This window comes from Nonomuraea glycinis, from assembly GCF_014646515.1.
Taxonomy (GTDB): Bacteria; Actinomycetota; Actinomycetes; order Streptosporangiales; family Streptosporangiaceae; genus Nonomuraea; species Nonomuraea glycinis.
On record NZ_BMNK01000012.1, the window covers coordinates 17,365 to 42,494 of the forward strand.

A 25,130-nucleotide genomic window follows, 5' to 3' on the forward strand; every position below is an offset into this window, starting at 1 on the left:
CGAATACGAGACCCCCTACCGCTGGGAGGATCTTCGTGAGGCCGGTCTCGGCGATCAACAGCGCCCTTCCGTGCGAGTCACCGCTCGGGGCCAGTGCTCGGCGAGCCCGGCGAGGCGGAGCCGTACGTCACGGCGGTCGTGCGGTAGCCAGATCGGCCCTTCCGGCCCGTCAGATCCAGCTACGGCGGTGGCGCAGGGCACGGCCATCTGGGCAGCTCGGAGCTGGAGCCGAGCGTGCAGACTGCCTTCCCTGCGTTTCGAGCTCGTCAGGAACAGAACAGGAGTGGTGATGCCGGTGGCCGCAGTGAGGGCGGCGTAGCCGGACAGCTTCGCGAGGACCCGGTCGAAGGTCTCCGTGCCGGTGTCGTATTCGAGGAAGAAGTCCAGCGTGCTGCCGTTCTCCGTCCACCTGCCGTACGCATCCGGGCGCACGTACTTGCCCCACTGCACCGCACAGCGGGATTCGGTCCACCACGTTTCCAGCCGGCATCCGCTCGTCCGGCGAGTGGTGCCGTACAAGCGGGCGAAGACCCCGTTGGTCCCGACGGTGTGGGAGAGCCGCTGGCTGTAGGCGATCGACAGGGCGCGGTCGCGGCGGTAGCCGAACTCCGGCAGTTCGACGCCGTCCTCAGTGGCGAGTACGGCGGCGCCGGGTTCGCCGAGCACGTAGTGCCAGGGCGCTGAACCGACGGGCGGCTTGGGGCGGAAGCGGTCTAGGACGCCGATGCGGTGCAGCTTGACCAGGCGGTGCCGCGCGGTGATCGGGTCGTTGAAGGCGACGTACGCGATCTGGTGGCAGGTCAGGACCTTGTGGGCCCAGACCAGGCGGAGCAGATGGCGGTCGCGGCCGGTCAGCCGGGTGGCGAGCGAGGCCAGGACACCGGGTGTGTAGTGCTCGTTCATGACTCTCCTTTTCTGGGCTGCTGCCGGGGGTCGTCGGCGGGAAGGGCTTCGGGGCGGACGCGTATACGGCCATGCGCCTGGGCGGCGGCGGCTCGGATGCGTGCGGCGAGCGCCGCGTCGGGCTCGGGCAGGGGCCGGGTGCGCAGCGTGAACGGCGCGGTCTCGGCGGAGCGGACGACCAAGCGGGCGGCGGCCTGGAAGGCTCCCAGGTTGGCCAGGTCGTGCCGAGCCAGGTACGGGCTGAAGTGGTGCTCGTTCTCGCGGGCGTCCTCGGGGGAGAGCGAGAAGTAGATCTTGTTGCGGGCGTCGGAGCTGATCGCCTGCCGGAGGTCACGGGGGAGCTGGGCCAGGTGCTGGTGGGCGAGCACCATCGACAGCCGGTAGGCGCGGGCCTCGGCGAGCATGTCGGACAGCGCGTGCGGCAGGTTCAGGAAGTTCTGCGTCTCGTCGACGTAGAGCGCGGCCGGTGCCCGGGTACGGCCGAGCCGGGCGCGATGGGAGGCGGCCTGCCAGACCTGGGCCAGCAGGAGCGAGCCGAGCAGGCGGGCGGTGTCGTCGCCGAGCACCCCCTTGGGCAGCCGCGCGAGCAGGATCCCGCCGTCGAGGATGTCGCCGACGTCGAACGTGGACTGGGCCGAGCCGAGGATGTCGCGGACGAACGGGCGGAGCATGAACGCCCGGAGTTTGTTCATGATGGGCGCGGTGACGTGCGCCTGAGCCTGCTCCGACAGGTGCTCGTACCAGCTCCAGAACCCCAGCAGGAAGCTGTCGTCCATCTGGTCGACGAGCTGCCTTCGGTAGACCGGATCGGTGAGCAGCGCCGGGATGTCGGCGAGCGTGCCGCCGTTCCGGGAGAGGGTGAGGCAGCAGCCGCGCAGGATGTCGTCGCTGCGCGGGCCCCAGGAGTCGGCGTAGATCTTGTGGAAGATGCCGACGATGTTGTCCACGAGCGTTTCCCGGTCGGCCCCGCTCAGGACGTTGAGCGCGGGCCGGGGGTGGCGGTCGTCGGGGTCGATCAGGGCGATGCGCTGCCCGGCCTCTTCGGGGATGAGCCCCAGGAGATCGGCGACCAGGTCGCCCTTGGCGTCGACCACGGCTACGCCGCGTCCGGCCTGGATGTCGGAGAGGATCATGTGCGCGAGCAGGGTGCTCTTGCCTGTGCCGTTCGGTCCGAGTACGTGCACGTGGTGGCAGGAGTCGATGACCCGCAGCGCGACCGGCCGCTCGTGCCCGGCGTCGGCGAAGCCGAGGACCTTCCCGTGCTGGGCGACCTGGGGCGAGGGCGCGGCCGTGTTCGCTCCGGCTCGTTGGAGCCCGGGTACGGCGGCGTCCATCGGCAGATGGGCGAGCGCGGCCAGTTCGGGCACCGACAGGAGGAAGCCGCGACCGAGCCGCCGCGAGGCCAGATGGCGCGCGGCAAGCGGGAGGCGGTGCCGTTCGAGCCGGTTGTGGCCGGAGAACAGGGCGAACGCGGAAGCGATCGCGTGCGCGCGGCCCCGAATGGCGCTGCGCCGCGCCCTGCGAGCTTCACGGCCCTTGCCGTCGTCACCTTGGACGGCGTAGCGGACGGCGACCTCGTACCTGGGGCGCAGCGCCTTGTCCCGGCTGGCGCGGGCCTCGGCGTACTGCTCCAGCCGTACGGCGTAATCCTGCGACCTGTGATCTGTCCGGTGCCGGGGATGCGCCGGGCCGGGCGAGATGAGATCAAGAACGCCTCGGAGCATGGATGCCAAGATGCCGGCGGTCCCGTGGGAGAGACGGCGGCCGGAAGCGGGCCGAGCCAGGACCTGTACGGTGGCGTGCTGCCAGGTGGGCATGCCCACCCCGGCTCCGAGGAGAGCCCGCAGCGGGTCGTGATCGTGGTCGTGCCGAATCGGGAGCCGCTCGCTACGGGCGATCCTGAGCTGCCCACCGGTTGCCCGCCCAGCCAGCGGAACGGGTGGAGCAGCCTCCAGCACCGCGGTACGCGCGGACGGCCAGGCGGCCTCAATCGCATGCTCGACCAGGTGCTGAGGAACGCTGCCGGGCACCCACAGCCGGATCCGCACGCCGCCTGCGCCGAAGACGTACTCGAAGGCCAGGTGCGGCTGGCCGAACAGGATGCGCTTCCAGGCCGGACGCAGCAGGCCGACCAGGTTGCCCCACAGCGCCTTCGCACCGGGCATGTCCGCGACCGGCGGGGCCAGAATCTCCACGCATCGCGCGCCCTTGATGAGAGCGCGGTGCCGGAGCCGTGCGAGCAGAAAGCGCAGCAAATCGATCACGAACGCGGCGGCCGCTATCAGGATGGCAAGGTCCCAAGTGTGCGCTTCTAGCCAGGTCAGCGTCAGATCCAGGAGTGCGTCCGGGGCGTAAAGAAGATCGCGCAGCATCAGAGTCCGTCCTCCTCGTACTCGGCCAGCTCTTGCGGGGACGACGTGACGAGCCGGTGCTCCTGCTCGCTGGCCAGCACCTGGAAGGCCACCCGAGCAGCTCCGGCATCGGCGGCCAATAGGCCGAATCCGCGATCCGCGGACAGCAGGAGTTGGCGTTCGCCGTCGGAGAGGCGGAAGGCGTCCGCGACTGCGTCGATGGCCTGGGGCGCCTGCCGGAGCAGGATCTGCGTGGTGGAGTTGGCGATGATCGCCTGCCCGATGTCGGACCCGAGTAGGTCGGCGGCATCCTGGGTGACCACGGACAGTCCCGCCCAGTGCTTCCTGGCCGCCTTCGCCATGCGCAGCAGGAACTTCGCGCCTTCGGGGTCTTTCATGAGCAACCACGCCTCGTCGACCACGACCAGGCGTGGACGCCGGTTGTGTGGATCGGAGACCCGACGCCAGACCGCGTCCAGAGTGAGCAGCGTGCCGACGGCCTTCAGCTCGTCGGGCAGGTCGCGGAGTGAAAAGACGATCAGGTGGGAGTCGGGCCGGGTCGTGGTGTGGCCGTCGAAGAGCTGACGGTGGCTACCGGCCACGTATGGCGCGAGCCCGGCAGCCACCTCGGCGGCTTTGGGATCGCCATCTTCGGTAAGAGCGCTTACCAGATCGCTCATAAGGGGTGGCGGCTTGTCCCAGGTGCGCTCGTCGAAGGTGATTCCTGCCTGCTTGTACGCGGCGATGATCGCCCGGTCCAGGGCTGCCTTGCTCCCCTTGTCCAGCGGGCCACCGAGCATGACCGCGCCAAGCGTGTGCAGGAACAGAGCCCGCCGAGTAAGCGGATCACCGTCCCGACGGCTCTCCCGAGGAAGGTCGAAGGGGTTGAGCCGCACCTTCGGCGCGCCCAGGTGGAGATAGGCCCCGCCGACCGCCGCGCACATTCGGGCGTACTCGTCTTCGGGGTCGATGACCGCGACCTCGATCCCGGCGTACAGCGAGCGCAGCGCCTCCAGTTTGGCCAGGTACGACTTCCCGGCCCCGCTGCTGGCGATGATCGTCGAGTTGTGGTTGGGCTGGGCGAACCTGTCCCAGGCCACCAACGACGCGCTGGCGGCGTTCGCGCCGTACAGGACAGTGGTCGGCCCCAGCTCGGAGGTCAGATCAGGGCTGGTGAACGGGAACGCCGCCGCGAGCGCGGAAGTGTCGAACGTACGGCCCATCTCCAGGTTGTCGTAGGCCAGCGGGAGCGAGGACACCCAGCCCTGCAGCTGGCGGAAGGCGACCTGCCGGGCGTCCAGCAGGAGCGAGGCGGCCAGTGCGCGAACCTGGGCGCACGCGTCGTCCAGTTCCTCTTGGGTGCCCGCGTGGACGGTGAGGTAGATCGAGGCGCGGAACAGCTTGGCCTGCCCTCGCGCGATCCGTGAGGCCAGGTCCTGGGCGTCCTCGGCGGCGACTTCCGCGCCGGGATCCAGTAGCCGGCCGTGCTGCTGGTCGCTGCGCAGTCCCGACTCCAGCCGGGCGAGCTGCTTGCGCAGCCGGTCTGAGGCGACCAGCGACGGGACCGGGTCGACGTGCAGCGACACGTCCAGGCGGCCGGGGTAGGTGAGGAGCGGTTCCAGCCAGCCGGGGGTGACCTCGCGTGGGTAGCCGCTGATGGCAAGGGTGGCGCACAGCCCGTCACCGATCCTCAGGTCCCTCGGCCGGACCTGGACCGCGTCCGGGCCGAACCCGGTGGGGGCCGTGCGTCTGCGGGAGAGTCTCATCGGTGTTCTCCTCTCGTGACGACCTCGTCCTGCGTCGCGAACTCGGCATCGGGAATGGACGGAGCGGCCGGGTCGAAGCAGGAGGTCAGCAGCGCGTTCGCGGCGCGGGCGTCCAGCAGGCGTACGGTCAGCCCGCACACCGACAGCAGCCGGCCCGCTTCCTCCAGGCGTCGCAGGGCGCGGGCCACAGCCGCGTCGGAGCCCTTCGCGGATGGCTCGCGGATGATCAGCAGCACCTGGCGGCGGAGCAGGTCGTGACGTGCGGAGATGTCCGCGAGGAACGCCGCGTGCTCGTGCGCGGCGGCGGTCAGAGCCGGATGGGGAAGCTCGCGGGCGTTCCCGACCAAGGTAGAGATGGTCTCGGTGAGATCCACCCGCTCAGCGCGGACCAGGATCTGGGCGGGGCCGGACAGCGAGTTGAGCCAGCGTCCGAACACCGCGACCAGCGCGTCCTGCTCGTCGGGTGTTCGGAGCGCGAAGCTGACCGTGGACACCTCCGCAACGGCCGCGACGCCGTCCGGCCCGAGATCGATCAGCCCATCACCTATCACCCCGCGTGCGGGTAGGCGAAGGGGTGCGGGACGGCGACAGGGCCGGGCGGCGACCCAGGGCGGGGGCGGTGGGACGTTCCCCGGCGTGGAGATCAGGGACTTCGGGGAACGCTGGTGACGGATCGCGGCCAGCAGGTACCGGTCCAGGGAAACGCCGTCACGCCGACCGATCGCCAGCAGGATGCCGAGGATCCCAACCGGAAGCACCGCCGCCGCGCACACCACCAGCGGCACCCGATCGCCGAAGATCAGATAGGCGGTGTAGAGAAGGCCTCCAGTGCCCCCGAGGATGACCACCTGGCGGGCGGTGAGGCCACCTACGATCCGGTCTTCCTGCTCCACGTCGGCAGGGATGCGGACTGGCTGCACCCAGTTCATCGGCCGTCCCCTCCGGGGTTCTCGGGCCGGTCGATGGGACCGGAAGCGGGATAGACGGGAGGCCGGAACACGACCGGTGGGACCGGAGAGCGGGCAGGCCGTGGCGCAGAAGGGCTGTTCTGGTTGCGGAGCCAGTACAACTGGCCCAGACCAGCAGGGCCGTTGGCGTAGTAGGTCTCGCGCGGATACCCGTACACCGGGGTGTTCTTGGAAATGGGCCGGGAAGCCTGCGAGGCAGGACGAGAGTGGCCGGACTGGGCCGGGCGGCGCGCGGCAACGGGCGCGTGCTTGATCGGTCCGGCACCTCCACGGGCCACGGAGGCTGCCGTTGCCACACCGGCGGCAGCCGTACCGGCAGGACCTCCGGCAACGGCGGGCAGCACCCTGCTCGTCATGGCGGAGGCCGCCGCAGTCCTGGAGGCTCCGCTGCCCCGCCCACCTCCTCTGCCACGGCCGAGATGCAGGGCGTTCAGAACTGGCGAGGTGAGCTTGTACGCCAGGGCGTACTTGATGATCCGGATGATCGCCGAGCCTCGGCCGGCGGTCTGGGCGAAGATCCTCCGGCTGATCCAACCCGGGATGCGGATCAGGATGATCAGTAGGCAGAGGGCGAGCACCAGGTTGATGAGTTGTCCGGTAGGCGCGATGCTGAGGAGAAGTCGGCCGTCCTGGTTGAAGAAGATCCGTACCGCCAGGGCCAGCGTGAGTGACTGGGCGACCTGGATGAGCAGAAGTCCGGTGAAGGCGCGCCACCAGAACCGCGCCAGCCCGTCGGTGTACGGCAGAGCCAGGCAGGCCAAGGCGAGCGGTGCGGCGACCACCATTAGCAGCACCAGTGCGGCCCGCATGACGAACGAGATCAGCAGCACGATGAGCAGGACGACCGCGACCAGGGCGAGCAGGACGTAGAAGATCTCCTGATCGCCGGAGACGATGACCAGGAACCGCAGGGTCATCGCAGCCCGGCGGGCGTCGAAGTCCTGCCCGAGCAGTGCCGTTGACAGGGCGTTGGACAGCTCGATGACCTTGCCGCAGATCAGGAAGCTCGTGTTCGCGGCCAGGAAGGCGACGCACAGCCGGGGCAGGACCTCCTTGACCGCATAGCGGGTCTGCACCGTCCCATGCCCCATGGCCGCGATGGCGCCGACGGTGGCGAGCAGAACAAACCCGGCATCAGCGATGGCGGCATTGGCCTTCCACAGGTCGAACACCCTGCCGCTGCCCGAGACATCGGGAGTCGCGAGCAGCGTCGCCGCCAGCAGTTCCAGTAGCGGCTTGATCGCCATGGCCACGAGGTTCGCGAACCAGGAGTTGATCTGGCCGTTGATCCAGTCACCGATCTGGAACCCGAACCCCGGACTCGCCGGTAGCGGGACATCACCCAGCTCGGATGGGGAGGGGGACGGTGCCGGAGTAGCGGCCTGTGCGGTGTCCACTGTGGCAAGGACGTCTACTGCCATGGCGGCAACGACGGTCAGTCGCATTGCCGGTCTGCCGCTGCGCAGGGCAGGCATCGCGCTCACCCGCCCACGATCCGCTTAAGGACGCTCACGAACAGCGGGGCCAGTACAGCCAGTGCGTAGCCGAACGCTGCGGCTTTCAAGGCGCCCTTCGCCTTCTGGACCTCGCCGGGATCGCCTCCGGCCACCAGGTAACGCAGCCCGCCGATGGTCAGCATCAGCGTGGCCAGCCCGGCGAGGAGGCCGATCATCCAGTTCCGCAGGTTGTTGAGCACCGAGTTCAGGTCTGAGGGAACGGCAGAGGCGGCAAACGCGCCCGTTGCCACAGCGGCAATCAGCAGCACGGTGACTGCCGTTACGGCCAGGGCCCAGGTGACGATCCAACGCGTGGAAGGCGGGCGGCGGCCGGTGGGGTGCCGGGCTGGGTTCTGCTGTCCGGTGCGGCGGGCGCGGCCCGCGACGGATGGGTGGTTAGGGGAGATCCGCGCGGAGTCAGGGGTCGTGCCCCTGCCTCCCTTCGGGTCGGTTGCCGTTTCTGCATCCGGAGTTCCCTGGCTCCGCGCGGAAGCCGTGTGCTGCGCTTCCTCGTCCACAGCTGTGGACGAGGGTTCGGAATCCTGCAGCTGCGCTGGTGGCAGGTCGCGGTGGTGCCGCTTGAGGACCGTCCGGAGCGTTCGCAGGGGTACGTCTTCCAGCCGCGACAGGGTGATCAGCTCGGCGTCCAGCTCGCTGAGCACGCCGTCGGCCACCGCGTCGATCAGTACGAGGTCGGGGTGAAACCAGGGGCGCCGGGGAGACGTTGACTCATCCGTGCGCTGCCGCTCGGCCATGTACCGGATGGCGTGCTGGCCCGCGCAGCGGGCCGCCTCGCACATGCGGGGGCGGATGTCTGGCAGGTCGACGTCCACGCGGTGGATGGCCCGCAGATAGCCCGCCATGATCGCGCTGTCGACGTCGACGGGATCACCACAGGACAGGGTGCGGGTCAGTGAGAGTGCGATCATGCGGAGCGCGGGGATCGCCATCCCGACGGCGGCGACGGTCCAGGTGGAGCCGGACTGGCGTGCCCGGGTGACCAGCTCTCGCCAGACGGCGTCGCGGGTGTCGTCGCTGACGTGCCGGCTGGTGAGTAGCATCCGCAGCTCCCGCAGGCACACCATGCCTCGGGGCAGTTCGGCGGCGATCGTGGAGCCGTTCAGGGGCAGGCTGCCGGGGCCCGTCGTCAGCAGCCGGAACGAGGTCTCCGCGGTGTCCAGGGGCGATTCGGTGAGGCGATGCGCGCTCATGTCGTACTCCGGGTCGAGAAAGCTTCGTGGTCTCGAAACCGGTCTACGCAGCACCTCAGAAACAGCTCAGAGGTCGATGGGGTATTCGCTCAGAAGTTCTTCAGAACTTCGTATCGCGATGCTTCTCTGGGCGACTCGGCAGCCTCTGAACCGTCTTATTTGAGCGGTTTTGGCCAGCATCTGAGAGGACTCTGAGCCCGCTGCTCTCCTGGTCACACGCCCTCAGCGCCGCACCAGCGGCTCCTGGAGGCGTACATCCGGAGAAACGTGTCCCGACAGAACAATGGAGAACTGGAATGGGATCCAGAAGACCGTCCACGACGGTGAACTGAACAATCCGGCGCGGTCGGAGGATCGACGGCTGATGATTTCGCCGATCACGATCGGGACCGCGCGGGCATTCACCGCCTGGACCCACCGGCACCTCGCTCCGCCGGTGGACGCCGAGTTCGTCATCGGCGTGCAGTCCGCGGGCGGAGCCCTCGTCGGAGTCGCGTTCGTCGACCGGCCCATCTGCCGGGCCTTCGACGACGGCCACACCGCCGAGGTCACCTGCCTGTCCACGGACGGCACGCCCAACGCCTGCTCGGCCTTGCTCGGCGCCGCCTGGCGGCTCAGCCGGGCGAAGGGGTACCGGCGGTTGATCGCCCACACGCGCACCGACGAGCCGGGCACCAGCCTGCGCGCCGCTGGGTTCCGTCGGGTCGCCCACCCCGCGGCCCGCTGGGACAAGGCCGGTCGCGCCGATCGGGGAGCCGGCCTCAGCCGCATCCTGTGGGAGATCACGGTCCTCGGAGGGCGCTCATGAGCGCCATGCGTGAGCCGTACTGGAGCGATGAGCACGCGGCGATCTACCAGGGAGACGCCCGCCAGGTGCTGGCCGAGATGGGCGGCGGTTCGGTGGACTGCATTGTCACCAGCCCGCCGTACTGGGGCCTGCGGCACTACTGCGAAGGCCAGTACGGCCAGGAGCCCACACCGGAGGAGTACGTCGACACCCTCCGGGCCACCTTCGCCGAGGCCCGCCGGGTGCTTGCCGACGACGGCACGTGCTGGCTGAACCTGGGCGACTGCTACGCCGCCAACTCCGACGGCTGGGCCCGGGGCAATGCCTACAACCGTCGGCAGCCGGAGAAGCGTCCCAAGGCCCGCCTGGCCGTACCACCCAAGAACCTGCTCGGGATGCCCTGGCGGGTCGCCTTCGCCCTGCAAGAGGACGGTTGGATCCTGCGCAACGCCATCATCTGGCACAAGCCCAACGCGATGCCGCAGTCCGTCCGCGACCGGCTGTCCAACCGCTACGAGCTGATCTTCCTGCTGGTCAAGCAGCGGACCTACTGGTTCGACCTGGACCCGATCCGCCAGACCTACACCGGAGACCGCTCACTCACCAGACGCGCCCGCGTCGGCGGCAACAAGCCGAACAGCATCAAGACACCCTGGCCGCCATCCGGCAAGTACGGCATGACCGGCGAGGACGCGGCAGGCCCGCGGCACGGGACAGCCATGCGCCCCACCGGACAGCGGCACACCACAGCTCACCCCGACGGCAAGAACCCGGGAGATGTCTGGCAGATCTCCACCCGTCCGCTGCGGGCGGCACACTTCGCGACCTTCCCGATCGACATCCCGCTCCGGGCCATTGCCGCCGGCTGCCGCCCCGGCGGCACCGTCCTGGACCCGTTCACCGGCAGCGGCACGACCGGTATTGCCGCCCGGCAACTCGGCAGGAAGTTCGCCGGCATCGAACTCAACCCTGACTACTGCCAACTCGCCCGAGCCCGGCTCCTCCCAGGGCCCCCTCGGGGGGCAGCAGAGCCGGTGAATTCCAGCCCGACAAGTTGTCACGTGGATGAGTGCCCGACTCTCGGCGGCGGAAGCAAGGAGGACACTCCATGAGGCCGCTGACCCTTGCCGAGGTACAGGCCCTGCCCGCAGTGGTGCCGCTCCTCTTGGCGGCCCGCGCTCTGGGCCTGAGTAGGAACACCGCCTATCGCCTGGTCCAGCGGGACGAGTTCCCCTGCCGCGTCATCAAGGTCGGCGACACGTACCGCGTACCGACCATCGAGTTGCTCGGCCTGATCGGCGCAGACAAAGAGAACGTACGGAGTACCTTCGGCTCTGGCGTCTGAAGTCCGGAAGTGATGAGAGCCTCGTCGCTCAGAAGCAGACGGGGCTCTTTGCCGGTTCCGAGACAGAGAGCCGATCATCCCTATTTGAGGCGATTCTCCTCTGGGCCATACGGGCATAGCCAGCAACTTCTTGAAGGGGTTCATCCGATGTGCTGTTGAGTCCATGCCAGCCAACGCTCGGCGTAGGAGACGCTACCGCCGTTCGACTTCACCTGGTCTATGCGCAATACCAGCGCCTCGCAGTACTCCTTGGACTCTCGAACCCCGTTGGTGGGGTGTCAACGACGCATGATGACCCGGATGCCATGGATCTTCCCGGGGCGGAACGAACTGACCCGGCCGTGACGCTTGAGCTCGTTGAGCAGTTCTTTCGTCCCGTCCAGTTCCTTCAGCTTGGGACGGTGGCCACCGGTCCTGGTGAGCGGTTCGTACTCGTCGCCCAGCGCCAAAAGAATCTGGTCCAACACCGGTAGCTCAATGCCAGAAAGGTGGGGTTCCAGCAGACTCAGGATGTGCTCGGCGGGCGCTCCGGCTTTGCTGAGTTTGACCAGCAGATCCACCGAGACCGTGTTGCCCATGGCCGCCCACTCGCAGATCGCGATGGCACCCTGCTGGGACAACCGGCTGTGTACGTACTCCGCGTCATCGGCGATTGCCCGCTTGACGGCCGGTACCACACGCGGGCTCCGCATGAGCTTGGGCAGGTCGTCGCTCGATAGCGGTAGTTCACATACGTAGGACGCCAGGTTCTTGGACGCCGCGAAGTACTCCTCGCGGACCGCGAACGGGCTACCGCCCACACACGCATATGTCTCGGCGGCATCGGGCACCAGTTCGGCACCCAGCAGCGCCGGGAGCAGCTCAAGCCCGGCGCCCGTCAGGCGCTCGGGATCCAACTTGCCGGAGAGCTCGAGCTGCTTCACCAACCGGACCCTCGCTGCCGAGTCCAGGTTCTCGGCATGTGTCAGCGCATACCCGAGGTCGTACCTGGACTCCTCCTTCACCCCCTCGACCTCGGTGAGGTCGATGCTGTTCAGGTTCTTCACCAGTTCCTCGCGGACGCCGAACTTAGCTACGAACTGGCTCACGTTCCAGGCGGTCGGCGCGAACCGGCTCGCTGACACCACTGCAGTCCATGCCGTTTCGTCGAGTTCATCCAGGTTGGCTACCTCGCACGTCTGCGACGCGCCCTTCGCAACCGGAAGCACCGCCGATTCGGCGGCACCGGCGACGTCATTCAGCACCGCGACGAACTCCTCCGAGGCATCGACGGTCACTTCGCCCTCCTGGCAGGCATGGAGGTAGCTGTCCAGGTTGTTGAGGATGTGCTCGTAGACGGTCGCGTTGGTAGCCTTCACCACGTCGAGGGCCAGCGGGGTACCTTCACTGAGTGCCGCGGACAGGTTCGCCCTCGTGACCGGGTACAGGCTAGCCGTGACGACCGCCTCACGCTGTGCGTCCCCCAGCACCGTTAGGTCGCTGACCTGGGCGCCGAGACGACGAACCAGGACCGCCAGGTCAGCCGCCTGTGATGTCTCCACGGTGCCGACAAATGCCTGCATCTGGGCGTAATGCTCCGAGAGAAACTTTTCCACCCGGTCTGAGGAGTCGTAGTCGACGTTTCGATCAGCGCTGAGGACAGCGGCATCGACGAGCTCAATGGCCGCCGGGAGGTCGAACGGGGCCTTCTCGACCAGATGGACGAACAAGCCCTTCCAGAGAGGAGCCAGTTGGCTTACGAAGAGCGCCCTGGAATCGCCATCCATGAGGTACATATCGATGAAAGTGGAGTCGGTCCCGGAACGCATGACGAGCTTGTCGAAAGCCTTGTCAAGTCGCTCGGGGCGTGTGGGCAGGTAGTGATCGAAGACCTCAAGGTTGAAGACGCTCTCGCCGTCGAGGAAGCGAGCGCCCATTTCCTTCTCAACGGCGTCGATGGAGGCAGCCTCGTCGAATCGGAAGCGGTGGTCTGCGCGGTCCGCCTGGACGCAATGGAGGATGAAATTCATCCCGCTGACGCTGATAGCGATGTCGTGGTAATCCGAGCAGTACAAAGTGAAGTTCTCGTCGATATAACCTTTGGCGAGGAGGTCGTGGGCCAAGGGCGACACGAGGTCGGCAACGATGGTATCCAAATTGCGCTTCACGCCGTCGTCAGCGGGCATGACTAGGTCCGTCCTGGCCATGAGTTGCGCCATCGTGGCTTTCGCAACGAAGTCCTTCGTCTCCTGCGCATCCCGGGAGGCACGCTGGAGACGTGCGACATCGGCATCGACCAGCGCAGCGGCGTCATCTCCGACCAGCGCGATCACCTCATCGAACGACAGGGTGACGCCACCCTGTCCCGGGTGAGGGTGGATAAGGTTCACCTCTTTGCGGGTCTTGTGCAGCGATCTCCAAAAGTCACCGGATGTAAGAGTCGCGAGCGGGTAGCGCTCCGACTGATACCACAGGGCCGGCTTGCCGTTGAGCCGCGACGCCTGGTGAACGATCTGCAGTATCTTCTGGAGCCGTTCACCAGCGGCCTTCGCGTGCTTGTCCCACAAGGCGTTCGCCGCAATCCGGTCAAGCACCTCCTTGCTGACCGCCGACTGGTGGTCCGCCTGATACGTGACCATGTCGCGGAAAGCCCGGTAGGCGTCGTCGATCTTGCTCGTGCCGAGCCGGATGGCCTCGAAGTCCTCCAGATGCAGGTTCTTGTAAACCATCATCGCGAACAACCGGTCCGCAGTGAGGTTTTTGAGGCCCTTTTCTCCCAGGACCGCGGCACGGTAGATCTCGAACTCATTGCAGATGTTGCGAATCAGGCGCATGTCAGTCAGACGCCCGCCAACCAGATTCACCAGTGCAGTCGAAGGCTTCTCATCCGATTCGGAGAACTCCGCCATCAACAGATCCCGCGCCGACCGGTGCGTGATGAACGGAACCATCGGGACAACCAGGTCGAAGAATTTTGTTCTGTTCGCTGACGGAGCGGACTCGAGAACAGATGCACGAAGTGCTACCGCATCGGCATCGGCATCACTGTCCGGGGCAATATCGATGGTGAGTTGCTCAAAGATACTGTCGCGGACCGCATACACGAACCGAACCGGCCGTGACCTGATCTGCTCGGAGTTGTTCAAGACGGTGTTCAGTTCGCGTAGCGTCTCGAAGATGTGTGGGTCTCCGAACCGGTCCAGGTCCTCAAAGATCGCAACCTGGGTGCGCGTCTTCTGGAAGAAGTAGACGATCTCGTCGAGGTACTCATCAAAGTACGAGTTTTCCTTGGCTCTCAGCGTGACGGCCGCTCCGCCCGCGGAGACGCTCTCCACGCGCACTCGGCTTTGCAGAGCACGCAAGCCGAGAAAGCAGATCACAGCCAGGAACACGCCGAACCCAGCGACGATGACCCACGGAACCCAGTCATGACTGGTGACCACGGCCTGGGGTCCCACCTGCTTCACGCGCTCCACCAACCCGAGCAGGACCGCGACCACAAAGGACCCTACAGCGGCCAGGGCGCTCCAGACCGCAGCCGGCCAGGGCCTGAATGAGTCGATACGGAAGTACCTCGACCCCGGCATGTCCGCAGGGGCCTTCCGGTAGAGCAACTGCTTGACGATCTCCTTCTGGATGAGGTTCGTCAGTGGAGCGAGGGTGCTGTCATCCTGGATGCGTGCCCGCTTCGTGTCGCCTACGCCCAGGCTCGACAGCGACAGATTGACCCAGCTGATCTTCCGCTTATCCAGCCCCGCCTGGACGCCGCGAATGACACTGCTCTTTCCGCTGCCGTAGTGCCCCGCGAGCGCGATGTTCCTCGCGGCGTTCACCGACTTGTCGGTCAGAACCTTGAGGAGGACCGCGGCGTGCCGCCCATGCAGGTTCTCTTCGTACGTGGGCCCGAGACTCCGCAGGACCGGCACATCGGGCTGTGATGCGGACTGCCGGGCCGGGCGTACTCGTAACATGGACGGAATCCTATGCCCGGGGTCCGCAGTTGTTGGTCACGCCTGATGCTGAATCCGGGGCATGAGCTGGGCGAACGTCGGCAGAGTCGGGAGGGGGCGTGTGTCCACACCCTCCCGACCGGTTCCGATCCCATGGGCCGGCTGGGGTGGGCCTCTCCTGCGTTGCCCGGCGCCGTTCATGACGCGACCGTCGCCTTGATCGACGTCTTAGCCGGCGCCGACGTGACGACCTTCTCGGACAAGGACTATCAGGGTGCTACACGATCTGGACGCCGTTCAAGCGGCGGCGCCATTGTCCGCGGCTGTCGCGTGGGCAAAACCATGCTCAAGGGCAGCATCTGCGGTAGCTGCTCGTTGCTTTGAACCGTGAGAGACGGCAGACCGGCACCGATTCAGCGATCAAGGTGCCCAGAAGAACTTTTTTGAACCTGTCAGTGACCCGTAGAGGCGTTCAGAGCCGCGGTCAAATGACGGTCAAACGATCAAGGGCCTGATCGCTGTCTCCAGCGATCAGGCCCTTGTCCTGCTACTACACTGTCGGGGTGGCGGGATTTGAACCCACGACCTCTTCGTCCCGAACGAAGCGCGCTGCCAAGCTGCGCTACACCCCGCTGCACACCAACTTGCGCGTGCCTGGGAAAGTCTAGCCGACTTCGCGGGTGCTTGTGACCGTCACCGCCGAGGCACCAGCGTCAGCAGTGAAGCCTCGGGGAAGCACGCGAAGCGGGCGGGGGCGTACGGCGAGGTGCCGAGGCCGGCGGAGACGTGCAGCCAGGACGCGGCGTGGCGGCTCAGGCCCTTGACGCGGGCCCGGTCGATGCCGCAGTTGGTGACCAGGGCGCCGTAGAAGGGGATGCAGAGCTGGCCGCCGTGGGTGTGGCCGGCCAGCAGGAGCTGGTAGCCGTCGTCGGCGAAGCGGGTCATGTTGCGCGGCTCGGGGGAGTGCATGACGCCCAGGCGGAGGTCCGCGTCGGCGGGGGCGGGGCCGGCCACGAGGTCGTAGCGGTCGCGGTTGATGTGGGAGTCGTGGATGCCCGCCACCGCCACGTCGAGGTCGCCGACCTTGATGCGGGCCGTGGTGTTGTTCATGTCGAGCCAGCCCTCGGCCGCCATGCCGGTGCCGAGCTCCTCCCAGGGGAGGGAGGGGGTGTGCTGGCGGCGGTCGTTCTTGGAGGTGCGCCAGAGGTAGCGGGCGGGGTTCTTGGGCTTGGGCGCGTAGAGGTCGTTGGAGCCGTACACGAACAGGCCTGGGCGCGACAGGAGCGGCTCCAGGGCGTGCAGCAGCGACGGGACGGCCTCGGGGTGGGCGATGGAGTCGCCGGTGTTGACCACCAGGTCGGGCTCCAGGGAGCCGAGGGAGCGCACCCAGTTGATCAGCATCGTCCGGCGCGGTGTCAGGTGCAGGTCCGACAGGTGCAGGATGCGTACGGGACGCTGTCCCCGCTCCAGGACCGGTACGTCGAAGCGGCGCAACCGGAACCAGTTGCGCTCCACGACCGAGGCGTATCCGAGGCCGGCCAGGCCGAGGCCGAGCACTGACAGGGGCACCGCGACAGCTTTCCTCACCCCTTCATGATGCCCGACATCCGGCACGGCCCGTCCGCGCAAGCGGCAAGATGGACCGCATGAGCGCATTGAAGGACAAGCTGAAGGCCGATCTGACGGTCTCGCTTAAAGCCCGGGACGAGGTTCGTCTCCGGACGATTCGGATGGCACTGGCGGCGGTGAACGTCGAGGAGGTCGCGGGCAAGCAGGCCAGGGAGCTCTCCGACGACGAGGTCGTCAAGGTGCTGACCAAGGAGGCCAAGAAGCGGCGGGAGGCGGCGGAGGCGTTCGGCAACGCCGGGCGCGCCGAGCAGGCTCAGGCGGAGCTCGACGAGCAGGCGGTGCTGGAGGAATACCTGCCGGCGCAGTTGTCGGACGAGGAGCTGGGCCGGCTCGTCGACGAGGCCATCGCCGAGACGGGGGCCTCCGGGCCGCAGGCCATGGGACAGGTCATGAAGGCCGTCAACCCCAAGGTGGCCGGGCGGGCCGAAGGAGGCAGGGTGGCCGCCGCCGTGCGGTCACGGCTGGCGTCCTGACGGCGGTCGGCGCGTGCGGGCTCTCAGCGGTGACCGCTGGGGGTCGGCACGGGTCGGCGTGTACGGGCCCTCGGCGGTGACCGCCGGGGGCCCGTACCGCGTCAGTCGTTGTTGACCAGCGGGTTGTCGTCCCAGTCGAAGATGCCCCGGTCGCCGCCGCGGTCATCACGACGGTCATTGCCGCGGTCATCGTCCCGGACGTCGAAACGATCGCCGAAGTCGAAGCCGTCGTCGTCCTTTTTCTTCTTCTTGGGCTTGGGCGCGCAGTGGTCGCTGCAGCCGCCGAAGCGGGACTGGTCGACCGAGCGGAACCTGGTCGCCTCGACGCCCTTGAGCGCGGACATCATGGACTGTTTCCAGATGGGGCCGGCGATCGACGAGCCGTACACGTACGGGTAGTAGCGTCCGCCGATGGTGACGCCGACGAGGTCGTGGGTGAAGGCGCCGCGCGGGTCGCCGACGCTGACGGCGGAGGCCAGGTTCGGGGTGTAGCCGGCGAACCACGCCGCGGTGTAGCCGTCGGTGGTGCCGGTCTTGCCGGCGGCGTCGCGGCCGATGCCGCCGACCGCGGCCATCGTGCCGCCGGGGGAGAAGACGCCCTTGAGGATGCCGCTGACGGCGTCGGCGACCTTCTCGTCCATGACCTGCGAGCACTTGGGCTTGAACCGGGTGATCTTGCCGTCGCGGTCCTTGACCTCGGTCACCGCGAGCGGCTGGCAGTATTTGCCGCGGGCGGCGAAGACGGCGTAGGAGTTGGCGACGGTGACGGGGTCGACCTCGTTGATGCCGAGGGTGAACGTCTCGAACTCGCCGAGCTTGTTGCCGTCGGCCCGCTTGAGGCCGATGCGCTTGGCCAGCTTGACGACCTTGCAGAGCCCCACCTTCTGCTCCAGCTTCATGAAGAAGGTGTTGACGGAGCCCCAGGTGCCGGTCTGCAGGGTCTTGAAGCCCCCGCCGCCCTCGCTGGAGTTGCGGACCGTGTGGGTCGGGTCGCCGACGGGCTTGCCCTTGCAGTCCTTGAAGGTGCTGTAGCCGGAGGCTTCGTAGCCGGCCGGGGCCGGGAAGCCGTCCTTGTACTTCAGGCCCTCCTCGAGCGCGGTGGCCAGGGTGTAGGCCTTGGCGGTCGAGCCCTGCTGGAAGCCGCGGCCGCCGCCGTGCGCGACGTCGGCGACCAGGTTGTAGCTGATCTCGTTCTTCTTCTTGTTGCCGCCGAATTTGCGGGAGGCCGCCATCGCCTTGATCTCACCGGTGCCCGGCACGATCATCGCCTGGGCGGCGACCGGCTTGTCCTTGGTGCTGACCATGTTCTTGATGGCCTTCTCGGCGGCCTTCTGCATCTTCGGGTCGATCGTGGTCTTGATGGTCAGGCCGCCGCGCTGCAGGAGCTTGAGACGGTCCTTGGCGGTCTTGCCGAAGTCCTCGTTGAGCAGGATCTCGTTCTGCACATAGAGGCAGAAGTACGGATAATCGCTGACTTCGCAGCCGCCGGGGAACTTGACGTCCTTATAACCGAGCTTCTTCGCCTTGGCCTCGTCGGCCTCCGCCTGCGTGATCATCTCGAGCTGACGCATCCGGTCGAGGACGGTGTTGCGCCGTTCCAGCAGCAGCTTCCTGGACGCCGGGCCGACGTTCGGGTCGGTCCTGGCGGGGTTCTGGACCGCGCCGGCGAGCGTGGCGGCCTGGACGAGGTTGAGCTTGGAGGCGGGCTTGTCGAAGAAGCGCTTGGCGGCGGCCTGGATGCCGTGTGCCCCGGCGCCGAAGTAGGCGATGTTGAGATACTTCATCAGAATCTCGTCTTTGGTGTACTTCTCCTCGATCGCCATCGCGTTGCGCAGCTCGCTGAGCTTGCGGGAGACCGTCGGCGCGATGGCCGCGGCCTGCTCCTCGGGCGTCTCGGCGGCGTTGACCAGCACCTGCTTGACGTACTGCTGGGTGATCGAGGATCCGCCTTGGGTGACGCCGCCGGTGGTAAGGTTTTTGATCAACGCCCGGGTCGTGCCTTCGAGATCGAGGGGGCCGTGCTGGTAGAAGCGGAAGTCCTCGATCGCGATGAGTGCTGTCCGCATGATGGGCGCGACCTGGTCCAGCGTCACGGACTGGCGGTTCTCGAAGTAGAACTGGGCGATCTGCTTGCCGTCGGCGTCCACCAGCTTGGTGCGCTCGGAGAGCGGCGGCTCAGTAAGATCTTCGGGCTTGAGGTCGAGGAGTTCCATGCCGCTTTTGGCAGAGACTCCCGCGCCGCCGACCGCGGGCAGCGCCACGGCAGCGGCCAGCACACCGGCGATGGAGCCGGCCACGATCAGCTTGAGAACGTTGAGAACCGGCGAGGAGCGATCTTTGCCACGAGCTTGCACAGGACCAAGAGTACGTCGAAAGGGTGACGTTATCGGTATCGCACCACCATTTCGCCTTGACTGGCGGGGGTGACTAGTCATTCCCGGTCAAGACTACGGCGAGAAATTGGTCCTCTGGGGTCTGTCGGCCCGAACGTCTCGTTGCGTACGTTCTCAATGCGGCAACTGAATACGGAGGCTCGGCGCCCGCGCCCGTCGGCCCCAAATGACGACTGACCACCTAAGGGGAGTGGGGTCGAAAATGTGGATCACGGATTGGACCTCCCGTGCCGCCTGTAGAGGTGCGGATCCGGACGCGCTGTTCGTCCAGGGAGCTGCCCAGAACAGGGCCAAGCTGATCTGCCGAGGGTGCCCGGTCCGTACCGAATGCCTCGCCGATGCGTTGGACAATCGCATCGAGTTCGGGGTGTGGGGCGGTATGACCGAGCGCGAACGGCGAGCGCTGCTGCGGCGGCGTCCTGACGTGGACTCGTGGCGAGAGCTGCTCGAGTCGGCGAAGGAAGAGTACGAACGGACCAATGAGCTGATCGCCGGCTGACGGTCCTCGCATGAGTACGGCCGGTGCCGTCGCCGGCCGTACTTTCATGCGTTAACCAGGTGCGTTGGCCAGGAGCTCTCCGATGCGGCGCAGGCCCTCCAGGTCGTGGACATCCTCGGCCATGGCGGCCACCTGCGCGACCGGCACCGTGGGGTGCGCGCTGACGAAGTGCTCCTGCTCTCGATGCTCGCGCGCGGCGAGCTGCATCCTGCCGGTGTGCAGGCGCAGGACGGCGGCGGTCAGCTCGTGCTCGCCCTTGGCCGCCAGGTCTTCGGCCGCGGCGGCGCTGCGTACTCCTGAGAGCGTGGCGGCGGGTGACTCGTGCACCCGGTTGACCACCAGGCCCGCCAGCGGCATGCGCTCTTCGGCGAGCCGCTCGACGAAGTAGGAGGCCTCGCGCATCGCGTCGCGTTCCGGCGCGGCCACGACCACGAAGGCGGTGCCCGGCGCCTGGAGCAGCTTGTAGGTCAGCTCGGCTCGCTGCCTGAAGCCGCCGAAGACCGCGTCGAGCGCCGAGACGAACGTCTGCAGGTCGGTGAGCACCTGGGCGCCGAGCAGCTTGGTCATGGCGCCGGCGACGATCCCGAAGCCGGCGTTGAGCAGCCGGAAGGCGCTGCGCCCACCGGCCTTGGCCGGGGCGGTCAGCAGCCGGATGAACCGGCCGTCGAGGAAGCGGCCGAGGCGTTCCGGCGCGTCGAGGAAGTCGAGCGCGGACCGCGAGGGCGGCGTGTCGACGATGATCAGGTCCCACTCGTTGGAGCGGCGGAGCTGGCCCAGCTTCTCCATCGCCATGTACTCCTGGGTGCCGGAGAAGCTCGACGACAGCGACTGGTAGAAGGGGTTCGACAGGATCTGGCGGGCCCGCTCGGGGTCGGCGTGCGCCTCGATGATCTCGTCGAAGGTGCGCTTCATGTCGAGCATCATCGCGAACAGCTGCCCGCCGCCGTCGCTCTCGCTGATCAGGCGCGGGGTGTTGTCCAGCTCGGTCAGCCCCATCGACTGGGCCAGGCGCCGGGCCGGGTCCACCGTCAGCACCACCACGCACCTGCCGCGCTCGGCCGCGCGCAGGCCGAGCGCGGCGGCCGTGGTGGTCTTGCCCACGCCGCCCGCGCCGCAGCAGACGATGATCCGGGTGCCCCGGTCGTCGAGGATGGCGTCGATGTCGAGGACGGCGGGCTTCTTCACGCTGCTCCCTGGGTGCGGATGCTCTCGGCCAGCTCATACAGCCCTGCCAGGTCCACGCCGTCGGTGAGCAGCGGCAGCTCGTAGCGGGGCAGGGCGGCTTCGCCGAGCGACTCGCGTTCTTGCTGCTCCAGCTCGGTGCGGCGGGCGTGTTCGACGATCTCCTCGGCGAGTCCTTCGGCGAGGGAGGTGGCGTCGGCGCCGTCGGCGAGCCCGGCGGACTTGAGCCCGAGGGCGAGGTCGCCGATGTCGAAGCGGCCCTGGGCGGCCGCGTCGAGGGTCGCCTGGGGCAGGAGGCTCTCGCGCACCATGTTGATGAAGATGCCGCCGGTGGCCAGCCCGGCCGTGCGCACTTCGGCGATGCCGTCGAGGGTCTCCTGGACCGGCATCTCCTCAAGAAGCGTCACGAAATGAACGGCTGTTTCCGGACTTTTTACGACTCCATGAACCAAGTCGGAATGGTTTTTGATGGGACCGACCTTGGCCAGGCCGGCCACCTCCTGGGTGACGTTCAGGAAGCGCGTGATGCGGCCGGTGGGCGGCGCGTCGAGGACGACCGCGTCGTACACCCGTTTGCCGTCCTTGCCCCGCCTACGCACGGCCTCGGTGGTCTTGCCGGTGACCAGCACGTCACGAAAGCCGGGGGCCACGGTGGTGGCGAAGTCGACGACGCCCATCTTGGTCAGCGCCCGTCCCGCCCGGCGCATCCCGTAGAACATCTCCATGTATTCGAGCATGGCCTCCTCGGGATCGATCGCCAGCGCGTACACATCACCCCCTGAGGGGGCCACGGCGATCCGGCGCTCCTCGTAGGGCAGCGGCGGCAGATCGAAGATCTGCGCGATGCCCTGCCTGCCCTCCACCTCCACCAGAAGCACCTTGTGGCCGCCCGAGGCGAGCGCGAGGGCGAGGGCGGCGGCGACCGTCGTCTTGCCGGTGCCGCCCTTGCCGGTGACGACGTGGAGTCGCACGCCGTCCCAATCCGTGTCCGCAGAGTCCACGACTTCGAGGCTACCGAACGGTCACTTGCTGAAAGCCCCTGAGCACCCTTTGAGATTGCTCACACTACGCTGAGCCCCATGACGAAATGGGAGTACCTCACGGCCCCGGTGCTGATTCACAACACCAAGATGATCCTGGACAACTTCGGCGCCGACGGCTGGGAGCTCGTGCAGATTCTGCAGGGCGCCACGCCCGAGCAGCTTGTCGCCTACTTCAAGCGGGAGAAGCAGTGAGTCCTGAGCAGAAGATCGCCGACCTCGGGCTGACGCTGCCCGAGGTGGTCGCCCCGCTGGCGGCCTACGTGCCCACCGTCCGCACCGGTGACCTGGTCTACACCTCGGGCCAGCTCCCGATGGTGGAGGGCAAGCTGCACCAGACCGGCAAGCTCGGCGTCGACCTGGGCGTCGACGAGGGCCGCGCGCAGGCCCGCATCTGCGCGCTCAACGCGGTGGCCGCGCTCAAGGCCGAGATCGGCGACCTGGCCAAGGTCAAGCGGATCGTCAAGGTCGTCGTCTTCGTCGCCAGCGCTCCCGGCTTCACCGAGCAGCCCCAGGTCGCCAACGGGGCGAGCGATCTGCTCGGCGAGGTGTTCGGCGACGCGGGCAAGCACGCGCGCAGCGCGGTGGGTGTGGCCGCGCTCCCGCTGGACGCTCCGGTGGAAGTGGAGCTGATCGCGGAGGTCTCCTGAATGCCGGATATGTCACCATGACCGAGTGATGTCGTAAAAGGAGGTCATGTGGGTGGCATTCGGCTCCCGGACGAGCTCGGCGAGCGGGCGAGAGGTGTCCTGGCAGGACGCGTCGATCCGGTCCCCGCGCGGGACGCCGCCACGGTGGCGCTCCTGCGCGCGGGCCGTCCCGGCGGCGTCCAGGTCTATCTGCTCCGCCGCAAGGCCACCATGGCCTTCGCGGCGGGTGCGTACGTCTTCCCCGGCGGCTCGGTGGACCCGCGCGACACCGACCAGGCCGTGGCCTGGGCGGGCCCGTCACCGGCTTACTGGAGCCGGGCCTTCGGCGCCAGCGAGGCGGTGGCCAGGGGCCTGGTCTGCGCGGCCGTACGCGAGACGTTCGAGGAGTCGGGCGTGCTGCTCGCCGGTCCTGGCCCCGACTCCGTCGTCGCGGACACCACCGGCGACGACTGGGAGGCCGACCGGCTGGCGCTGATCGACCGGAGCCTGGCCCTGGCCGACTTCCTGGCCAAGCGCGGCCTCGTGCTCCGTGCCGACCTGCTCAAGCCGTGGGCGCACTGGATCACGCCGAGGGTCGAGCCCAAGCGCTTCGACACCCGCTTCTTCGCCGCCGTACTGCCTGAGGGGCAGCGCACCAGGGACGTCGGCGGCGAGGCCGACCAGGTCACCTGGCAGCGTCCGGCGGAGGCGATCGAGCTGGCCCGTCAGGGGGAAATCTTCCTGATGCCGCCCACCCACCGCACGCTCAGCGAGCTGGCCGCGCACCCCGACGTGGCGTCCGTGCTCGCGGCCGAGCGGGAGATCGTCACGATCATGCCGGAGGTCGTGGAGGTCGACGGCGAGTTTCGGCTGGTGGCCCCATGAGCGGCCTGTACATCCCGCTGGACACCCCGGACGGCTCCCGCACCGAGCATGCCGAGAACCTGCTCGCGCCCAACCCGTCGTACATGACGCTCGACGGCACCAACACCTGGGTCATCGGCGCCGATGAGGTGGTCGTCGTCGACCCGGGCCCGGACGACGAGGCGCACCTGCTCCGGGTCCGCGACCACCTGGGTGAGCGACGGGTGACCGAGATCCTCCTCACCCACGGCCACCTCGACCACAGCGGCGGCGCCAAGCGCTTCGCCGAGCTGGTGAACGCCCCCGTACGGGCCCTGGACCCCCGTCACAGGCTGGGGGAGGAGGGCCTGGCCGACGGTGACGTGGTGACCGTGGACGGGCTGGAGATCCAGGTGTACGGCACGCCGGGGCACTCCTTCGACTCCCTGTGCTTCTGGCTGCCGGCGGACCGGGCGATGCTAACCGGCGACACCGTGCTCGGCAGGGGCACCACGATCATCGCGAGCGACGGCGGCCTGGCCGACTATCTGCGCAGCCTCGACCGGCTCAGGCTGACGGCCGAGAGCCTGGCGGCGCAGGCGCTGCTGCCCGGCCACGGCCCGGTGCTGCCCGACCCGATCGGCGCGCTCGACGGCTACATCGCGCACCGCCGCGAGCGGCTGGAGCAGATCAAGGAGGCGCGCCGGCAGGGCGCGCGCACCCCCGAGGAGATCGTGCGGATCGTGTACGCCGACGTGGACAGGGAGCTCTGGCCCGCCGCCGAGGTGTCGGTGCGGTCCCAGCTCGACTATCTGGAGCGGTTGTAGAGCCGGTCGATGTCCAGGATGACGACGGCCTTGGCCTCGATGCGCAGCCAGCCGCGCTGGGCGAAGTCGGCCAGGGCCTTGTTGACCGTCTCGCGGGAGGCGCCCACGAGCTGGGCCAGCTCCTCCTGGGTGAGGTCGTGGTGGACGCGCACGCCGTCGTCGGTCTTGGTGCCGAAGCGGTCGGCCAGGTCGAGCAGCTGCTTGGCCACCCGCCCGGGGACGTCGGTGAAGACCAGGTCGGCCAGCACGTCGTTGGTCCGGCGCAGCCGCTGGGCGAGCGCGCGCAGCAGGTGCAGCGCCACCTCGGGGCGGCCGGTCAGCCAGGGACGCAGGTCGTCGTGGCCGAGCCCGGCCAGTCGCACGTCGGTGAGCGCGGTCGCCGTCGCGGTGCGCGGCCGCGGGTCGAACAGCGACAGCTCGCCGAACATCTCGCTCGGGCCGAGCACGCTGAGGAGGTTCTCGCGGCCGTCGGGCGAGGTGCGGGACAGCTTGATCTTGCCGTCCAGCACGACGTAGAGGCGGTCGCCCGTCTCGTTCTCGTGGAAGAGGGTCTGTCCCTTGGCCAGCTGGACCTCGGTGATGCTCGTGCGCAGCGCCGCGGCGCTCTCGCGGTCCAGCGCGGCGAACAGGGGGGCCTTGCCCAGCACATCTTCGGTGTTCACTCTGCCTCCTCTGCTGCCATTGTGACGCACCCCACTGCGGGCGTCACACATAGGTTAGAGGAATGCCCGATGGGCCAGGCTCGCCTCGTGTGCCGTAAGTCGGGTGATTCGCGCGCTCTGTCGACCGCGCTGATCCCCCACACGAAGTGTACGAACAAAACCGGCGATCCGCTTACTCCTGCCCTTTCCCCGGCGCG

The 25,130-nt window shown here is 67.9% G+C and carries 21 protein-coding genes, 1 tRNA gene and 1 pseudogene; 10 read left to right on the forward strand and 13 right to left on the reverse strand.

The genetic code is table 11. From position 1 onward, the window contains the following. Window positions 1-54 precede the first annotated feature (54 nt). The 6 genes from IEY87_RS29245 to IEY87_RS46020 are packed head-to-tail and all read right to left on the reverse strand — an operon-like array spanning window position 55 to window position 8,695. A complete protein-coding gene (locus IEY87_RS29245) occupies window positions 55-903 on the reverse strand; it encodes a replication-relaxation family protein (RefSeq protein ID WP_189142046.1) in 849 nt (282 codons plus the stop codon). Next, complete coding sequence (locus IEY87_RS29250) at window positions 900-3,275, reverse strand: type IV secretory system conjugative DNA transfer family protein (protein WP_189142047.1); 2,376 nt, start codon at window positions 3,273-3,275, stop codon at window positions 900-902. Before IEY87_RS29250 ends, IEY87_RS29245 begins: the two co-directional genes overlap by 4 nt. Beyond that, window positions 3,275-5,020 (reverse strand): VirB4 family type IV secretion system protein, encoded by a 1,746-nt coding sequence (locus tag IEY87_RS29255; protein ID WP_189142048.1) that lies wholly within the window; start codon window positions 5,018-5,020, stop codon window positions 3,275-3,277. Before IEY87_RS29255 ends, IEY87_RS29250 begins: the two co-directional genes overlap by 1 nt. Beyond that, complete coding sequence (locus IEY87_RS29260; protein WP_189142049.1) at window positions 5,017-5,949, reverse strand: PrgI family protein; 933 nt, start codon at window positions 5,947-5,949, stop codon at window positions 5,017-5,019. Before IEY87_RS29260 ends, IEY87_RS29255 begins: the two co-directional genes overlap by 4 nt. Beyond that, a complete protein-coding gene (locus IEY87_RS29265; protein WP_189142050.1) occupies window positions 5,946-7,409 on the reverse strand; it encodes a conjugal transfer protein TrbL family protein in 1,464 nt (487 codons plus the stop codon). The genes IEY87_RS29260 and IEY87_RS29265 overlap by 4 nt, the downstream gene beginning before the upstream one ends. A 59-nt stretch (window positions 7,410-7,468) precedes the next feature. Then, window positions 7,469-8,695 (reverse strand): pilin, encoded by a 1,227-nt coding sequence (locus tag IEY87_RS46020; protein WP_225277401.1) that lies wholly within the window; start codon window positions 8,693-8,695, stop codon window positions 7,469-7,471. Between the two features lie 364 nt (window positions 8,696-9,059). Between IEY87_RS46020 and IEY87_RS29275 the strand changes: the two genes are divergently transcribed. From IEY87_RS29275 to IEY87_RS29285, 3 genes are read left to right on the forward strand one after another with little or no spacing between them, the layout of a single operon-like run. Then, entirely contained in the window at window positions 9,060-9,503 is a 444-nt protein-coding gene (locus tag IEY87_RS29275) for an XF1762 family protein (protein ID WP_189142051.1), read from the forward strand. After that, on the forward strand, window positions 9,500-10,594 hold the full coding sequence (locus tag IEY87_RS29280; protein ID WP_225277400.1) for a DNA-methyltransferase: 1,095 nt from the start codon (window positions 9,500-9,502) through the stop codon (window positions 10,592-10,594). The genes IEY87_RS29275 and IEY87_RS29280 overlap by 4 nt, the downstream gene beginning before the upstream one ends. Further along, complete coding sequence (locus tag IEY87_RS29285; protein WP_189142052.1) at window positions 10,591-10,827, forward strand: helix-turn-helix domain-containing protein; 237 nt, start codon at window positions 10,591-10,593, stop codon at window positions 10,825-10,827. Before IEY87_RS29280 ends, IEY87_RS29285 begins: the two co-directional genes overlap by 4 nt. A gap of 278 nt (window positions 10,828-11,105) precedes the next feature. Here IEY87_RS29285 and IEY87_RS29290 read toward each other — a convergent pair whose 3' ends face one another. Beyond that, complete coding sequence (locus tag IEY87_RS29290; RefSeq protein WP_189142053.1) at window positions 11,106-14,777, reverse strand: YobI family P-loop NTPase; 3,672 nt, start codon at window positions 14,775-14,777, stop codon at window positions 11,106-11,108. 123 nt (window positions 14,778-14,900) lie between these two features. On the opposite strand from IEY87_RS29290, the pseudogene IEY87_RS29295 reads away from it, so the two are divergent. Then, window positions 14,901-15,035 (forward strand): annotated as a pseudogene (locus IEY87_RS29295) (IS5/IS1182 family transposase); the annotation flags it as partial. Window positions 15,036-15,314: 279 nt separating this feature from the next. Here the strand turns inward: IEY87_RS29295 and IEY87_RS29300 are convergent. Next, window positions 15,315-15,388, reverse strand: a tRNA-Pro gene (locus tag IEY87_RS29300). 61 nt (window positions 15,389-15,449) lie between these two features. Beyond that, complete coding sequence (locus IEY87_RS29305; RefSeq protein ID WP_189142054.1) at window positions 15,450-16,343, reverse strand: metallophosphoesterase; 894 nt, start codon at window positions 16,341-16,343, stop codon at window positions 15,450-15,452. Between the two features lie 59 nt (window positions 16,344-16,402). Here IEY87_RS29305 and IEY87_RS29310 point away from each other — a divergent pair, with 59 nt between their 5' ends. Continuing rightward, window positions 16,403-16,858 carry a GatB/YqeY domain-containing protein gene (locus tag IEY87_RS29310; RefSeq protein ID WP_189142055.1) on the forward strand — a complete coding sequence of 152 codons (456 nt, stop codon included), beginning with the start codon at window positions 16,403-16,405 and terminating at the stop codon, window positions 16,856-16,858. A 101-nt stretch (window positions 16,859-16,959) separates the two neighbouring features. On the opposite strand, the gene IEY87_RS29315 is transcribed toward IEY87_RS29310, so the two are convergent. Beyond that, window positions 16,960-19,212, reverse strand: a complete 2,253-nt coding sequence (locus tag IEY87_RS29315; protein ID WP_225277399.1) for a transglycosylase domain-containing protein — start codon at window positions 19,210-19,212, stop codon at window positions 16,960-16,962. 241 nt (window positions 19,213-19,453) lie between these two features. Between IEY87_RS29315 and IEY87_RS29320 the strand changes: the two genes are divergently transcribed. After that, window positions 19,454-19,750: a WhiB family transcriptional regulator gene (locus tag IEY87_RS29320; protein WP_148036282.1), complete on the forward strand. Its 297-nt coding sequence runs from the start codon at window positions 19,454-19,456 to the stop codon at window positions 19,748-19,750. A gap of 51 nt (window positions 19,751-19,801) precedes the next feature. On the opposite strand, the gene bagB is transcribed toward IEY87_RS29320, so the two are convergent. Further along, window positions 19,802-20,935: an ATPase BagB gene (gene bagB / locus IEY87_RS29325; RefSeq protein WP_189142057.1), complete on the reverse strand. Its 1,134-nt coding sequence runs from the start codon at window positions 20,933-20,935 to the stop codon at window positions 19,802-19,804. Beyond that, window positions 20,932-21,933: an ATPase BagA gene (bagA, locus tag IEY87_RS29330; protein ID WP_189142058.1), complete on the reverse strand. Its 1,002-nt coding sequence runs from the start codon at window positions 21,931-21,933 to the stop codon at window positions 20,932-20,934. Before bagA ends, bagB begins: the two co-directional genes overlap by 4 nt. Window positions 21,934-22,011: 78 nt before the next feature. Between bagA and sp36 the strand changes: the two genes are divergently transcribed. Genes sp36 through IEY87_RS29350 form a run of 4 tightly spaced genes read left to right on the forward strand, consistent with a single transcriptional unit; the run spans window position 22,012 to window position 24,271 of the window. Beyond that, window positions 22,012-22,167 carry a Sp36 family protein gene (gene sp36 / locus IEY87_RS29335; protein WP_189142059.1) on the forward strand — a complete coding sequence of 52 codons (156 nt, stop codon included), beginning with the start codon at window positions 22,012-22,014 and terminating at the stop codon, window positions 22,165-22,167. Beyond that, window positions 22,164-22,622, forward strand: a complete 459-nt coding sequence (locus IEY87_RS29340) for a RidA family protein (RefSeq protein ID WP_189142060.1) — start codon at window positions 22,164-22,166, stop codon at window positions 22,620-22,622. Before sp36 ends, IEY87_RS29340 begins: the two co-directional genes overlap by 4 nt. A 57-nt stretch (window positions 22,623-22,679) precedes the next feature. After that, entirely contained in the window at window positions 22,680-23,486 is an 807-nt protein-coding gene (locus tag IEY87_RS29345; RefSeq protein WP_189142262.1) for an NUDIX hydrolase, read from the forward strand. Next, entirely contained in the window at window positions 23,483-24,271 is a 789-nt protein-coding gene (locus IEY87_RS29350) for an MBL fold metallo-hydrolase (protein ID WP_189142061.1), read from the forward strand. The genes IEY87_RS29345 and IEY87_RS29350 overlap by 4 nt, the downstream gene beginning before the upstream one ends. On the opposite strand, the gene IEY87_RS29355 is transcribed toward IEY87_RS29350, so the two are convergent. Further along, on the reverse strand, window positions 24,253-24,933 hold the full coding sequence (locus IEY87_RS29355) for a Crp/Fnr family transcriptional regulator (protein WP_268241365.1): 681 nt from the start codon (window positions 24,931-24,933) through the stop codon (window positions 24,253-24,255). The genes IEY87_RS29350 and IEY87_RS29355 overlap by 19 nt on opposite strands. Between the last annotated feature and the right edge of the window lie 197 nt (window positions 24,934-25,130).

What these genes read in the sequence shown, in the direction of transcription:
- IEY87_RS29245 (WP_189142046.1), bottom strand. Translation starts at nt 903, where the DNA reads ATGAACGAGCACTACACACCCGGTGTCCTGGCCTCGCTCGCCACCCGG.
- IEY87_RS29250 (WP_189142047.1), bottom strand. Translation starts at nt 3,275, where the DNA reads ATGCTGCGCGATCTTCTTTACGCCCCGGACGCACTCCTGGATCTGACG.
- IEY87_RS29255 (WP_189142048.1), bottom strand. Translation starts at nt 5,020, where the DNA reads ATGAGACTCTCCCGCAGACGCACGGCCCCCACCGGGTTCGGCCCGGAC.
- IEY87_RS29260 (WP_189142049.1), bottom strand. Translation starts at nt 5,949, where the DNA reads ATGAACTGGGTGCAGCCAGTCCGCATCCCTGCCGACGTGGAGCAGGAA.
- IEY87_RS29265 (WP_189142050.1), bottom strand. Translation starts at nt 7,409, where the DNA reads ATGGCAGTAGACGTCCTTGCCACAGTGGACACCGCACAGGCCGCTACT.
- IEY87_RS46020 (WP_225277401.1), bottom strand. Translation starts at nt 8,695, where the DNA reads ATGAGCGCGCATCGCCTCACCGAATCGCCCCTGGACACCGCGGAGACC.
- IEY87_RS29275 (WP_189142051.1), top strand. Translation starts at nt 9,060, where the DNA reads ATGATTTCGCCGATCACGATCGGGACCGCGCGGGCATTCACCGCCTGG.
- IEY87_RS29280 (WP_225277400.1), top strand. Translation starts at nt 9,500, where the DNA reads ATGAGCGCCATGCGTGAGCCGTACTGGAGCGATGAGCACGCGGCGATC.
- IEY87_RS29285 (WP_189142052.1), top strand. Translation starts at nt 10,591, where the DNA reads ATGAGGCCGCTGACCCTTGCCGAGGTACAGGCCCTGCCCGCAGTGGTG.
- IEY87_RS29290 (WP_189142053.1), bottom strand. Translation starts at nt 14,777, where the DNA reads ATGTTACGAGTACGCCCGGCCCGGCAGTCCGCATCACAGCCCGATGTG.
- IEY87_RS29310 (WP_189142055.1), top strand. Translation starts at nt 16,403, where the DNA reads ATGAGCGCATTGAAGGACAAGCTGAAGGCCGATCTGACGGTCTCGCTT.
- IEY87_RS29320 (WP_148036282.1), top strand. Translation starts at nt 19,454, where the DNA reads ATGTGGATCACGGATTGGACCTCCCGTGCCGCCTGTAGAGGTGCGGAT.
- sp36 (WP_189142059.1), top strand. Translation starts at nt 22,012, where the DNA reads ATGACGAAATGGGAGTACCTCACGGCCCCGGTGCTGATTCACAACACC.
- IEY87_RS29350 (WP_189142061.1), top strand. Translation starts at nt 23,483, where the DNA reads ATGAGCGGCCTGTACATCCCGCTGGACACCCCGGACGGCTCCCGCACC.